This is a genomic window from Nitrospira sp. (genome assembly GCA_016788885.1).
Taxonomy (GTDB): Bacteria; Nitrospirota; Nitrospiria; order Nitrospirales; family Nitrospiraceae; genus Nitrospira_A.
Genome location: JAEURX010000036.1, coordinates 102438 through 116436 on the forward strand (window position 1 = coordinate 102438; position 13999 = coordinate 116436).

Annotated in this window: 11 protein-coding genes; 6 read left to right on the forward strand and 5 right to left on the reverse strand. The window is 58.6% G+C overall.

Annotation, left to right across the window (positions count from 1 at the left end):
* Nucleotides 1–44: 44 nt before the first annotated feature.
* The 4 genes from JNL86_09245 to JNL86_09260 all read right to left on the reverse strand — a co-directional run bounded on the left by JNL86_09245 (nt 45) and on the right by JNL86_09260 (nt 3774).
* The gene (locus tag JNL86_09245) at nt 45–1238 is read right to left on the reverse strand and encodes a helix-turn-helix domain-containing protein (protein MBL8043088.1); all 1194 of its coding nucleotides are present in this window, start codon (nt 1236–1238) and stop codon (nt 45–47) included.
* Nucleotides 1239–1429: 191 nt separating this feature from the next.
* A complete protein-coding gene (locus JNL86_09250; protein MBL8043089.1) occupies nt 1430–1750 on the reverse strand; it encodes a hypothetical protein in 321 nt (106 codons plus the stop codon).
* 655 nt (nt 1751–2405) lie between these two features.
* On the reverse strand, nt 2406–2984 hold the full coding sequence (locus JNL86_09255; GenBank protein ID MBL8043090.1) for an LLM class flavin-dependent oxidoreductase: 579 nt from the start codon (nt 2982–2984) through the stop codon (nt 2406–2408).
* 172 nt (nt 2985–3156) lie between these two features.
* Entirely contained in the window at nt 3157–3774 is a 618-nt protein-coding gene (locus JNL86_09260; protein MBL8043091.1) for a Crp/Fnr family transcriptional regulator, read from the reverse strand.
* A gap of 419 nt (nt 3775–4193) precedes the next feature.
* Between JNL86_09260 and JNL86_09265 the strand changes: the two genes are divergently transcribed.
* The 6 genes from JNL86_09265 (at nt 4194) to JNL86_09290 (ending at nt 11456) form a co-directional block, all read left to right on the forward strand.
* Nucleotides 4194–5834: a hypothetical protein gene (locus JNL86_09265; protein MBL8043092.1), complete on the forward strand. Its 1641-nt coding sequence runs from the start codon at nt 4194–4196 to the stop codon at nt 5832–5834.
* 39 nt (nt 5835–5873) lie between these two features.
* The gene (gene modA, locus JNL86_09270) at nt 5874–6698 is read left to right on the forward strand and encodes a molybdate ABC transporter substrate-binding protein (protein ID MBL8043093.1); all 825 of its coding nucleotides are present in this window, start codon (nt 5874–5876) and stop codon (nt 6696–6698) included.
* Nucleotides 6695–7426: a hypothetical protein gene (locus tag JNL86_09275; protein ID MBL8043094.1), complete on the forward strand. Its 732-nt coding sequence runs from the start codon at nt 6695–6697 to the stop codon at nt 7424–7426. The genes modA and JNL86_09275 overlap by 4 nt, the downstream gene beginning before the upstream one ends.
* 366 nt (nt 7427–7792) lie before the next feature.
* Nucleotides 7793–9379, forward strand: a complete 1587-nt coding sequence (locus tag JNL86_09280; GenBank protein MBL8043095.1) for a HAMP domain-containing protein — start codon at nt 7793–7795, stop codon at nt 9377–9379.
* 4 nt (nt 9380–9383) lie between these two features.
* On the forward strand, nt 9384–10742 hold the full coding sequence (locus tag JNL86_09285; protein MBL8043096.1) for a sigma-54-dependent Fis family transcriptional regulator: 1359 nt from the start codon (nt 9384–9386) through the stop codon (nt 10740–10742).
* A 111-nt stretch (nt 10743–10853) separates the two neighbouring features.
* Complete coding sequence (locus JNL86_09290) at nt 10854–11456, forward strand: pyridoxamine 5'-phosphate oxidase family protein (GenBank protein ID MBL8043097.1); 603 nt, start codon at nt 10854–10856, stop codon at nt 11454–11456.
* A 43-nt stretch (nt 11457–11499) separates the two neighbouring features.
* Here the strand turns inward: JNL86_09290 and JNL86_09295 are convergent, their stop codons facing one another.
* The gene (locus JNL86_09295) at nt 11500–13899 is read right to left on the reverse strand and encodes an RNA-binding transcriptional accessory protein (protein ID MBL8043098.1); all 2400 of its coding nucleotides are present in this window, start codon (nt 13897–13899) and stop codon (nt 11500–11502) included.
* Between the last annotated feature and the right edge of the window lie 100 nt (nt 13900–13999).

Consider the following 13999-nt stretch of genomic DNA (forward strand, 5'->3'; position numbering starts at 1 on the left):
ATGATGCCTGTTCACATGGATGCATGATGTCCCAACACCCTCGCTTACCCGACCCGCAAGCTCCGCACCTTGCCGGTCTCCGTCATGTCATAGCCGCCCAACGCTTCGACTTCGGTTCTGAACTGACGGCTGGCAATCGCGTCGAGCAGATGTGAAAGCCCGGGGTGACTGGAGAGATATCGCTTCGGCAGGACCAGATCGTAACGGGCCTGTTGCAAGGGAACGAAATCGAGGCCGAAGATCTGCGCCGCGGATCGCACACCGATGCCGGCATCGCCTTGCCCGTCTGCAATATGCCGAGCCACCTCGAAATGCGAGCTGACCCCCATGTTGTAGCCCTTCACCGCATTGCCATCGATTCCCAATGCCTGCAGACGCTGGTCCAGCAACATCCTGGCTGCAGCGCCCTCTTCTCGATTGACCAGCGTCACATTGGCCTTAGCCAGATCCTCTATTCCCCGGATCCGTTTGGGGTTTCCCCCACGCACAATGAGTCCCTCTTCCCACGCCGCAAAGGTCACGACAATATAATCGTCGCCCTGCAGGTGCCGCCGGAGATAGGGCAGATTCGACTCTCCTGTTTTCGCATCCAAAATATGCAGCCCCGCCATATGGACTTCTTTTCGCTTGAGCGCCTCCAGCGCCGCCGCACTCCCCATCGACCACCCCACGACCGTCGAGGTGTCCTTGTGGCGATGGAGATATTCGCTGGCCAGATTAATGGCCGGATCACAACCGGCCACCGCGATTTCCCGCTCGACGATCTGGCGCTCGCGCAGCAACCGGACGAGCACACGTCGATCGGATTTGGTCGAACGCGACCCCGCCCCGGCCTTGCCGATGATGAGACCATCCGCAGGCACGGTGTAATTGAGAATTTCCCCCAGCGCTGCAACGGGACGAACGACAAAGCGATCTTCGATCTTGGCAACCTTGACTCTGGTGCGGGGCTGAACCTCAGAAACGGCCAACCCTGGCCAGACCCAATCTCCTTCGATCAACTCACCGGTGGTCTTGAGACTGAAGAGATCTTCGACGTGACAGCCCAACACACTGGCCAGCCGCAGCGCCACCGCAGTGGTCGGGAGATATTGATCCGCCTCGATGGCGCAGACAGCTTGGCGGGTAATCAGGGCTCCGTCGGCGAGTTGGCCCTGAGAGAGGCCTTTTGCCATACGCAACGCGCGAAGCGAGTTCACCACATTGGAAGCCGGTTCTGCTTTGCTTTTTTCACTCATAGCGCCTCGGGGAATATCATGATAGATTAAATTGTGTCAACTATTATGATTATATAATTATCCACAATACTTGACAGGCAAGACCTACGGAACCGACCCGATACCCAGCAGGTATTTCTCTGGCTTCCCGCTGCAATCCGGCGCATCCACGTGATCCTTCCATGGAAAACCGGCAGGAAAAGCGACGGCATTTATGGCGCGGCGAGTTTGCCCGCCGGTGCTGTGGCTTGCCAACCGGTAATTGTGCCGTCAAGCTCCTGGTAATATCTCACGGTCACTTCCCCCAATCGCACCTCCTGTTCGGAGATATGAAACTGAACGGCGGCTCGCTTACGAAGCACCGTGTGGTAAGAGGAGGCAGGCGGAGCGGATGCTAGCGCCAGGGGCAGCTCTTGCCCTCCTTCTCCGTCGCGTGACGGACAATAGGCTCCCCGACAACCCTCGACCTCCCCGAGCACAATGACTCCCGCTTCGTGCAAATCGGGTGTCGACGCGGTTCCCGGATACGTCATAGGTTTCGAGAGGCCACAACCGCCTACGGTTATCAGGGCCGCAACAGCAACCGATCCTAGCACCTTCGCATTCATTCGGACGCTTCCTTTCTAAGGTGTACGATAGATCCAATGAGCAATGATCGCATCATGTGCGCGCGCTGTAGAGACACCTCGAGCGTTGCGCCACAAGCGGGCCGATTGATCATGACGTATTGAGCGCGCATGCAGTCGGTTGGTCATCTATCCTGTTCCTCACTGCACTGTCAACGACTGCACCACCGCGCCGAGCCGGCCCGGAAAGAGCGGCGTTCTTCCCAAGACGAGAGGCGCGGACAGTCATGAGATAGGGGGAACGGCGGCGGCGCGGGGAGTTCGACGGGCGCCGATCATGAACCACGATTGGCAAAGCCCGAGGCGTAGCGGTGAATCTGCTTCTACCGCAGTCTGGTGGACGGAGAGGGCACCACATGGAATCACGAGGCCCCGATCCGTCCGCCAATTCTTCTCCTCTCACCATTGCGCCCACAGCGCCGCTCCTGCCTCGCCTGGCTGAACGCGTCGATCATACCGACATGACACCGATCGCTTACTCACCGGAACACGACTTTCCGCACCCCTGAAACCGGTAGGCGCACCTCGCCAAAATCCGACATACCTTTAAAGCTTCGCTCGATCACTGGACCCCATGCTGAATGAGTCGATGCCCCTCACGCGCCGCCCATCCGGCGGTCTCTTCATTGTAGGTGCCGATATACACGGGGGATGGGGCTGTTGAACCGGTTTGGGTTGCACATCGAACGATCCGCCGCTCACTCGAATTTCTCCGGGTGCCCAGCATTACAACATGGTAGCGAGGTCTCGCTGAAACTCCGCGCGCCCGGCATCGGAATCGATCTGGAACGCGCCTTCGAGTAGTCCCGATTGCCTCCTCGCGACACGCCGAAATTGATCCGCCCCCATTCATCACATCCAGCGTGGCGAGTTCTTCCGCGAGCCGGACAGGGTGATGAAGGGGGAGCAACAGCACGGAAAATCCAATGCGAATGCGCTGCGTATGCGCCGCAAGTTGGGCCGCTGCGATGAGAGGCGAGAAACAGAACCGGCCACTACTGTCATGGGGACGCTGAAAATGTTCTTCGTTGAACCAGAGTGACTCGAACCCCGCGGTTTCAGCCATCTGCGCGAACACCGGCCATTGCGTCGGCAGAAGCGATTCAAATTCGGCCGCGCATCCGGACAGTCTAAACCTCATGCTATGTCCCCTTTGCCGTTGCGGTTCAGTGCAGCGGCATAAACCTACGCGGCCCTGAGCCGGCACACCTTGACCACTGCGGGAGCAGATACTAATGCGCATCAACTATTCGGGTGAGGCTTAAGACCCACACGAGTGGAGGCTGCTGAATGACGGCGCGCCTGGCATCCGCCTACAACACGGGCTCGGCGTCGATGAAGAACTCCCGCACGTCCGAGGCACGACCTCTGGCCAGACGGGTGAGTCGAGGAAGATTGATCAAGGTGATCAGACGGCCTTGGGTCAACAGAAGTTTCTCCGACTGGAAGGCGCTCAGCAGGCGGGCCAGCGTCTCGGGTGTGATTCCGGTCATTTCGGCGATTTCTTCCCGTTTGAGGCTCATGCCTATTTGAATGCCGTCCTCCCCGCGCGAGCCGAATCGCCTGCCCAACTCCAATAGAGTGGCCGCCAACCGCTCCCGGGCATTCTTGAAGGTGAAGGAGTCGAGCTGCGCGAGATTGGAGCGGACTTCGCTACTGAGCAACTCGATGAGTTTGAGGGCCAATGTGCTGTCGCGCCGCACCAAGTCCAGGTAGGCGTTTCTCTCGATCAAGCAAATCTTGCACGATTCAAGCGTCTCGCACGTCGTTTGATGGATGGAGTTTTGCGCAAAAGCATGTTTTTCGATGATCTCTCCTGCTTCAAGGATTTGTACGATCAGTCGTTGTCCTCGATAGGAGGAGCGGGTCAATTTCACCTTGCCGGCACACAGCATATACAAACCGATACTGAGATGGCCTTCGTAAAACACGGCCTGGTTGGGTTTATAGGAGAGTGGAATTCTAATGCGATGGAACGCTTCTAGTTGATGCCCATCGAGGTCGAAAATGCCCCCGTGACCGGTTTGTTTCTGCGCTGTACAGCAGGATGAAATGCGGTCGACTGGTCAGTTCATGATACGTCTCCATCTGCTCAGAAATAAGTGGTACTTCTCTCATTCCGCACGGATGAACATCATAATACATTTACAATATATAAGTATTATGGAAACAAGATGGCCGTATGGACGCATGGAATTTCGGATCCCATATTATTGTTGACAAACTTATTAAAGATAATATAATTTATTTCTCATCGGATTACAGATAATTAAATTATTGCCATCGCCAATGCGCAACAGCTCAACAATTCATCGGTAGCGCCTACTGTTAGATAATGAGGAGAATTCTTATGCAGCGACAAGCACTTGGGATTGCCGGCCTCCTAGCCGGCTTACTGGTAGGCCTGTCCTCCATGCCGGCCCAGGCAGTCGAGGAAGGCCAGTTCATCAGGAAGGACGGAAAATGGGAATACTACTCCGGAGAAGATCCGGGACTAAAGTATCTGTATCTCAAAGGCATCATCACCCAGGAGGAATACGACAAAGGCATCAGGGTGCTGGAGAAGCGCGAACAGGTTTCGAAACCGAATTACACGATCGACGTCAATAACGGGTTAAACTTTCGGGTGGGCGATAAGTTCTTCCTGAAACTGAGACTTCTGACCCAGGTTCGTTACACACACAGCGCATATAACGAAGCGTGGGGAACCGTCGGCGACTCGCGGAATCCGGAAGTTCTTGGAGGACAGGTCGAGTATCGTGCGATCCGGAAGCAAAGCGACTCCAACCAATTCAGCGTGCCACGTGCCAGACTTCAGTTTCTCGGCTATGCCTTCGACCCGGACTTTCGCTACAACATCTCCTGGGCCTTTGACCAGACAACGTGGAATCAGGAAGGGGGCAGCGGCAGAGCCGGCCTGCTCGACGCCTATGTCTCCTCCTGGCATATTCCCTGGTTGACGATCCAGGCAGGCCAGCAACGCGTCTGGTTCAACCGTGCAACCATCAGTTCGATGGCAACCTCTACCTTTGCCGACAACCTGATCGTCCAGAACGCGTTTGCCGCCAACCAACAAAACGCACGAGACATCGGTCTCAGCATCTCGAGCGATGAAGACCAGTACAAATTCAACTATGCGGTCGGGATTTGGGGAGGCGTCGGAGCCAATCTGGCGAGGGAAGGCACATCGGTCAGTCAAAACGTGCTGCCACAAACGGGTACACCCGGGGCGCCTAACGCCACCACGACCAGAACCTACAACTACGACACGCGGTTCATGACCGGCGAGATGATGTACACCGTGCGATTGCTATACAAAATCGCGGGGAACCCCGGCTATGGACAGGGAGACATTCTCAGTTCTCGCACCCTCCAGTCCGCCATCGCCTTCGGCTATGCCTACAACCCGGCGCAAAATTACTTAAGTTCTATCCGCTCAGACATTGTCGATCGTGCTTATCGCCAAGCGATCACCAAGGCGTATAACGGCAGACTCCTGGCCGGCGGCATCTATGACTTCCAGACCTATGAAGTCGACTTTATTGCCAAGTACCAAGGCTGGTCGCTGCAGGCGGAAGGCTACTATCGGCATCAGCGCGTGCGAAATGCCAATAGCGGGACCAGCCCGTTCGACCTGAACACGATTCCCCAGGCACAATTCCTCGGCACGCCGGTCAATCTCGGGCAAGCCTACGGCTGGTACGTACAGGTGGGGAAATACATCATCCCGCGTAAACTCGAATTGGCGGTGCGATATGGGTTCATGGATCCGTCCACGCAGCAGGTGAACGATCTGGTCAAAGAATTCGGCGCCGCCATCAACTACAGCTTCGACGGCACGTACAACAACCGGCTCGTCATCGACTACTCGAACATCACCCTGGGTAGCGGCGGCCGAGCACCGGACCGGTTTCCGTTTGAGACTCAACCGGGATTCGGACGCGATCTCGTCGAAAACCGGATCAATGTGCAATACCAGTTCTACTTCTAGATTCATGACGTCGATCATCGCACGAACGTGGAGGATAGCATGAGCAGAACATTTCAGATGAAAGCCATTGTGGCTGCCGTAAGTCTACTGATCGGCCTGAGTTGGAACGTCCAGCCGACACAGGCACAAGCGGACACCATTACCATCGCCGCCGCTAACAGCCTGAAGGATGCCCTTCGCAAAGTGCTGCCGCTGTTCGAAGCGGAACACCGCAGCACCACTGTGCGCGTGATTTACGGTCCATCCCAAACACTCCGCAGCCAGATCGAACAGGGCGCCCCGGTCGACATCTTTCTTCCGTCGCTCTTTGAGGAAATCGACCAATTGGAGGCCAAAGGGTTAATCATTCAAGGGACCAAACGCGCTTTCGCGGCGACTTCGCTGGTCCTGATTACCGGGACGACCCTGCCCGCCCCCATCAGTTCGATTCAAGATCTGCAAACCACCCCGATTCGCCGCATTGCCGTCGGCGACCCCAAGACCTCTTCCGTCGGAAAAGTCGCCGCGCAATTTTTGAAATTCAGCAAACTGGAACCCAAGCTGAAATCACAATACATCCTGGGCGAACACTCGCGAGCCGTGCTCGACCTGGTTGCCAAGGGTGAGGCTGAAATCGGCGTGGTCTACCGTACCGATGCGATCTCGAATTCGGGCGTCCGTATCCTCGACACTGCGCCGGTCGGCTCTCACACACCGGTGCGCTACGGCGTCGCCGCCGCATGGACGGCGCAAAACATTTCTGCAGCCGGCGATTTCATTGAATTTTTACTCAGTCCCACGATTCAAACCATGTTGCAGGAGTTCGGGTTCGATCGCGTCTCCCCCGAAGTCGGCTTCGCTCAACGAGAAGAGGTGAAACCATGAACGCCATCCGAACCCCACAGCGAATCGCGATCCGTCGCGCCAGCCTCATCCTCGCCTTCATCGGCGTGATCGTCGCGGCCGGTTGCGCGGCACACCCCCAGACACCACCCAAGACGGTCTATCAGTCGGGATTGAACCACGTACGAATCGAAAAGGACCCCGCGTCAACCACGAACACTCACCCGGCCTCGTTGACCGCAACGGAAGTCGGTACGTTGTTACGAGGCGTACGTGTCTGGGAGCGACGGAACCTCCTGCATCGCCTCTTCGTCGGACAGGCTGACAAAACCAGGGCCTTCCGCGACGGTGAAATTGCCATGCTGGCGCCGGCCCTGGCGAAAGCCTTGGCCCAGGCATCACCTTCCGATCGGGTCTACTTCCATCTCAGCCATGCCACCGAACATGGCGAAGAGGAGACGACCACGGGATGGTTGTCCATCCAGGATGCGACGTTGCACCTCGCCTTGCGCGAAGCCCACGACCGGCACGGGCCAGGACCCGATATCAGCAAGTATGACCGGCAAATGCCGAATGTCCCGGAACGGTCTCCGGCGTTCGACGCCACATTCGAGCCGGAAGAATACCTGGTGAAGGTCCGGTCAGGCGGAGGACTGTTCGCACCGGATCAAGAAGAAGAACTTCTCATTCGGTACAGAGACGCGCTGTCGGCCATGCCTGCGCAACCTGGCTTGGAGCGAGACAACAAACCCGTCCCGGAACGGCACTGATCGGTTGAGAAAGAAGCGCATAACCATGGCAATCCTAGTCGTCGGCGGTGATTCGGTCGGTGCCATCATAGAACGAGCCTCCGCCGGCGGCCACGGATGCGTCGAATAGTGGAGCGGGCGTACAACCAGGGACGTCACGAGATCGATTCCCAAAGATACGGAGGCCGCTCGACCTGATGCACTGGCTCGGCAACAATGAGCAAAGAACCAGGTCAGGCAATTAGGGTGCCTGGTCAAGAACCGTCGAAGCAGCGGGGGTCGAACGATGAGGCGGTCAAACACCATCGTCGGATCGCATCACCGGCGACGCGCTGACTGGCACCCAGTCTGTCACTATGGTACCGTAGGCGTTCACACGAGGCCTGCATGCGCTGGCTCCATGACCGCTCGATCGGACAGAAATTTTTCCTCTCTTTCGGAGTCATTCTCAGCCTCCTGGCGTTGAGCCTCACGGCGCTCCTGGTCTATCTCAGCCGCATCAACAGTTATGTCGACCGGCATAAGCGCATCACCGTGCCGGCCATCGTGACGGCGGCGGAGATGCAGCGCTCCGCCTATGACATGAACCTCACCCTTCACCTCTTTCTCGAACAGGTGACGAAGACCGGCGCGGAGGACACGCTCGCCCGCTTGACCATGTATACTGACGGGATCCGTCAGTCCCTTCAGCTCTACCGCTCCACCCATGCGGCACGGACCCATCCGATTCTCCTGGGCATGCTCGACCAACACCAGCGTCTGGATCTGGCAGACCAGGAAGACCGGGCCGTTGCGGAGATCGATCACGCCCTCCAAGAGTTGAACGGCCTGTGGAGCGCGGCTCTCGCGCAACCTCAGGCCACCACGACCCCCCAATCGCCGACCACCAGGGCCGATGCCCTCATTGCGAATCTCACGCACAACCTCGATCAGTTAGTCGCCGCCCATCGCGACATCGACGTCGAAATGAAACTCGAAGGAGATCGCTTGCTCCAACAAGCCCGGATGATCGCACTGGGGTTGGTCGCCGTCCTCGGGCTCGTCATCGGCGTAATCTACGTTTCGGTCAACCGCCGGATTGCAAAACCGCTCCAGCGTCTCTCAATCACCGCGGACCGGGTGGCCCATCATGACCTGACGGCGCAATTCGAATCCTGGCCCGCCCGTGACGAAGTCGGCATCTTGGCGGCCTCGCTGTCCTCGATGGTCACAAGCCTGCGTGAACAAACGGCCGCCACCGCTCGAAAAACGAAGGAGCTGGAAGCCTTTACCTATTCCGTGGCACACGACCTCAAAGGCCCGCTACGGGAGATCGAAGGCTTCTCCTCATTGCTCGAAAAACGATTCCTCGAAGGGGGCGATGCCGAAACCCGCCACCACATCGATGTCATCCGCCGTTCGTCGCTGCGCCTCACCCATATGATCGACGCGCTGCTCAAATATTCGCGCTTGGAGCAACAGGACCTGCCACGGCAACGGTTTAATGTGCTGGAGATGATCACGACGCTCATTACCGACCGCTTCAGCGGAGTGCAGGGGCCAAAGCCGAAAATTCAGGTCGCTCTCCCGTTCGCCGATCTGTATGGCGAGCCGGTCAGCATCCGTCAGGCGATCGCCAACCTGCTCGACAATGCCGCAAAATTTTCACGCCGGACACCGGTGCCGACGATTACCATCGGCGGCAGCAGGGTCGACCACGAACGGATTCTTTGGGTGCAGGACAACGGCATCGGCTTTGATCCTGCACAGACCGACAAGATCTTCGGCCTGTTCGAACGGCTGCACAGCCCGCAGGACTATGAGGGCACGGGCGTGGGGCTGGCGATCGTCAAGCTCGTGATGGACAAACATGATGGGCGCGTGTGGGCAGAATCCACACCGGGCACAGGCAGTAAATTTTCGCTGGCATTTCCCGAACGGGCCGAGATCGTACTGGAACGGGCATCAACCGCCTCCCACCTGTCGTCCGCCTGACACCATGAGCACAGAACTCATCCGCAGCCTCATCATCGATGACGAAGAATTCGTCCGATTGGTTGTCGAACAGGCCCTCCGCGAAGAAGGATGCGACACCCGGACAGCCAGTGGCGGGCAGGAAGGCCTCGATCTGCTTCGCACCGGCGACTTCGACTGCGTCATCACCGATCTGCGAATGCCCGGCGTCGACGGGCGCGCCGTGTTGCGCTGGGTGAAGGACCATCAACCGGACGTCGATGTGATCGTCTTGACGGGTCATGGTGACGTGAAAGACGCGGTGGCAGCCATCAAGGACGGAGCCTGGGATTTCCTGATCAAGGACACGCCCTTCGACGGCACGGCCGTCAAGGCGGCTCTGGCGAAACTGCGCACGGTGCGCGACCTTCGCCGTGAAAACCTGGCGGCGCGGCACGGCGGCTATCGCCAAGAGGCCGTGATGAAGGGAACCAGTCCGGCCTGGCAGCGGCTGGAGACGCAGATCGCTCAGGTGGCGCCGTCGCAAGCACCGGTTCTCATCCAAGGCGAAACCGGGGCAGGAAAGGAAGTGGTCGCGCGCCTCCTGCACGCACAGAGCCGCCGGTCGGCCGGCCCCTGCATCGCCATCAATTGCGGCGCCGTGAGTCGCGAGTTACTGGAGAGTGAATTATTCGGTTACGAGAAGGGCGCCTTTACGGGCGCCACGACGGCGAAACCAGGCCTCATCGCCGCAGCCGAAGGCGGGTCGCTGTTCCTGGATGAAGTGGGAGAAATGCCGGGCCCCATGCAGGTCAGTCTGCTGCGCTTTCTCGACCGGAACGAGTACCGTCCCGTGGGAAGCACGCGGACGCATCGGGCCGATGTCCGCATCATCTGCGCGACAAACCGGGACCTGCAGGAACTGGTCTTCCAGGGCAGGTTTCGCGATGACCTGCTGTATCGCATCAATACGGTCACCCTGCACGTGCCACCGCTCCGGGAACGACCGGAGGATATTCCCGCACTGGTCGGCCATATTCTGCACAACCTTCGCCTCCCCGGAACGTCGGCCAGAACCGCGACGCCTGAAGGCCTGGCCCACCTGACCTCATACCGATGGCCAGGCAATGTGCGCGAACTGCGCAATGTCATCGAGCGCCTCGTGCTGATGAGCCCACATACCGGCCCCATCACTCGCGAAGAGATTGTGCAGGTACTTCCCCGCTCATCTTCTGTTGTCGCTTCGGAAGATTACACACAATTGCCGCTCGAGGAGATCGAACGTCTGCACATTGAGCGCGTCCTCCAAGCCTGCGGCGGGAACAAGACCAAGGCGGCTCACACACTGCAGATCGATTACAAGACCTTGTTGACCAAGCTGAAGAAATACGATTCCGGTCACTGAGCGTCGAACGATCGGGCAGCGCGGTCACTGCATCGAAGGAGCGCGAGGCGGCCGAACACTGTTCGCGACGGCTCGATCCGTGCCGTCACTGCATTCAAAGGAGCACTGAATATGACAGGGCCTGGATCATCGGGCGAACGGCAGGCACAGGCACGATTCGGGACATCCGATCGCGCAACGGCGTTTTATGAACATCACGTCCTGGCGTTTCTCAATCAACCGATGCGGGAATTCATCGCCCGCATGGAGATGATGTATATCGCGACCGCGGACGCGCGGGGCCATTGCGATTGTTCCTTCCGTGCCGGCGCGCCGGGCTTTGTGCAGGTGTTGGATGACAAGACGTTGGCCTATCCGGAATACAGGGGAAATGGGGTGCTGGCCAGCGTGGGGAATATCCTGGACAATCCTCACATCGGCATGATCTTTCTGGACTACTACCAGACGACCGTCGGGCTCCACGTGAACGGAACCGCGCGCGTCACCGATGCACAAGACATCGAGGCTCTACCCAACATCACGCCTGCAATGAGAGACGCCGCTCACAACAGGGGCGGCCGACAGCCGAAGGCATGGATTGTCGTCGGGGTGGAAGAGGCGTACATCCACTGCTCCAAACATGTGCCCCTTCTCGCGAGACGCGACAAACAGATCGTCTGGGGCACCGACGACGAACGGCTCAAGGGCGGGAACTTCTTCAAGGTCACGCCCTAACCCTGCTCCCGCTCATTGAGGGCCGCCTGGTAGACGGCGACCGTCATTTTTTCTGCTGGGCGCGGGCCATGGCCAAGGCAAAGGCGCTGGTCGGTTGAGGCTCACGGGAAGCAGGCCGCGAGGCATCCCCAGGACGGCGATCCCCTGTCTGGCGCGCCGCTCCTGCACGCATGGCAGGTTGTCCGGCAACCTCAGCCCCATCATCCATGCGCATGGTCAGCGAAATACGCTGTCGGGCCACATCGACGGACAACACCTTCACTTTGACGATCTGCCCCGGCTTCACGACTTCATGCGGATCCTTCACGAACTTATTGGCCAACGCCGACACATGCACGAGGCCGTCCTGGTGCACGCCGATATCGACGAAGGCTCCGAACGCCGCAACATTGGTCACCACGCCTTCGAGCACCATTCCAGGCTGCAAGTCGGCCAACGACTCCACGCCTTCGCGGAAGGTCGCTGTCTTGAATTCCGGACGAGGGTCGCGGCCTGGCTTTTCCAATTCCGCAAGAATATCCCGCACCGTGGGTAAGCCGAATGTCTCGTTGGTAAAGTCCGCCGGTGAGAGCTCTTTCAACACAGCCGGTTTCCCCATGACTTCGGCCATTCCTTTATTCAAATGTGCCAGCATACGCTCGACCACCGGATAGGCTTCCGGATGGACGGCGGAACGGTCCAATGGATTGTCGCCGTTATTGACACGCAAGAATCCGGCGGCCTGCTCGAAGGTCTTCTCGCCCAAGCGCGGAACCTTACGAATCATCATGCGATTGGGGAACGGGCCATGCGCATCTCGATACTCCACGATGTTTTGCGCCAGCACTCGATTCAATCCGGACACTCGTGCCAGGAGCGGCGCCGACGCGGTGTTCACATCCACCCCGACCGCATTCACACAATCTTCGACGGTCGCGTCAAGCGATCGCGCCAGCGCCCGCTGGTTCACGTCATGTTGATACTGTCCTACCCCGATGGATTTAGGGTCGATCTTGACCAACTCGGCCAGCGGATCCTGCAATCGGCGCGCAATCGACACAGCACCGCGCAAACTGACATCCAGGGTCGGAAACTCCGCGGCCGCGAATGCCGAGGCTGAGTAAACAGAAGCTCCCGCTTCGCTCACGACGATTTTTGCCACTTTCTGTTCAGGCTTCCGTTCGGCCACCAATTTGATGACTTCCACGGCCAGCTTGTCCGTCTCACGACTCGCTGTGCCATTACCGATCGACATCAATTCCACTCCATGCCGGATGACCAGGTCTACGAGGGTGGCAAGCGCTCCCTGCCAGTCATTGCGAGGTTGGTGCGGATAGATCGTGGTGGTCTCGAGGAGTTTGCCTGTGGCGTCTACCACGGCCACTTTGCAGCCGGTGCGAATACCCGGGTCGAGGCCCAGCACCGCTTTCGGACCGGCCGGTGCGGCAAGCAGAAGTTCATGAAGATTGCGACCGAAAATCTTGATCGCCTCCGCTTCGGCCGCCTCGCGCACCTGCAGCAGCAACTCGGTGCTCAGATGCAGATGCACCTTCACTCGCCAGGCCCAGTAACAGACATCGTTGAGCCATTTGTCGGCGCGCCGTCCGCGGTTTTCAATACCGAAGTGAGCGGCAATGAGCGCGGCGCAGGGATGCGGCACCTGAGCATCAAGCGTCTCCCCCAGACCAAGGTCCAATTTCAGCACACCTAGCGTACGGCCACGGAACATCGCCAGGGCGCGATGCGAGGGAATCGTGCGAATCGTTTCCGAATAAGCATAATAGTCGCGAAACTTCTCTTCTTCCGCCGTTTCTTTCCCGGGGAGGACCGTTGACGTGACGATTCCTTCGTTCCACAATTTGGCGCGCAGTGCGGCGAGCAAATCGGCAGTTTCGGCAAAACGCTCGACCAGGATATCGCGGGCACCTTCTAAGGCCGCCTTTGCATCGGGTACATTGACGGCCTCGACACCTTCCGCCGCGGCCACCACCCTCACATATTTGACGGCCTCCTGTTCGGGGTCGAGTGTCGGATCGGCCAACAGCGCGTCGGCCAGCGGCTCCAGTCCAGCCTCGCGCGCAATCTGCGCCTTGGTGCGGCGTTTAGGCTTGAACGGCAGATAAATATCCTCCACCGCCTGTTTCGTCGCTGCCTGTTCGATTGCGCGACGCAGTTCATCCGTCAGTTTGCCCTGTTCCTCGATCGAGGCCAGAATCGTCTGCCGCCGCTCTTCCAGCTCACGCAGATACAGAAGCCGTTCTTCCAATGTACGCAGATGCGTGTCGTCCAGATTATTGGTGGCCTCCTTGCGATACCGCGCAATGAAGGGCACCGTCGCTCCGCCGTCGAGCAGCGTCACCGCGGCCGATACTTGCGGTGAGGTGACGCCGATTTCTTGTGCGAGCAGATTGACGATACGTTGCTGGGCTTCGGCTGAAATGGTCGGCGTCGTGGAGGCAGTCATGGGCGTCTAACAGGCTTTCCGAAAGCGAGGCGTGGCCGGATGACATCCAACCGGTCGCAGAGGCTTTCTTGTCAGATGAAGTGGACGACTTCGGGCGGCG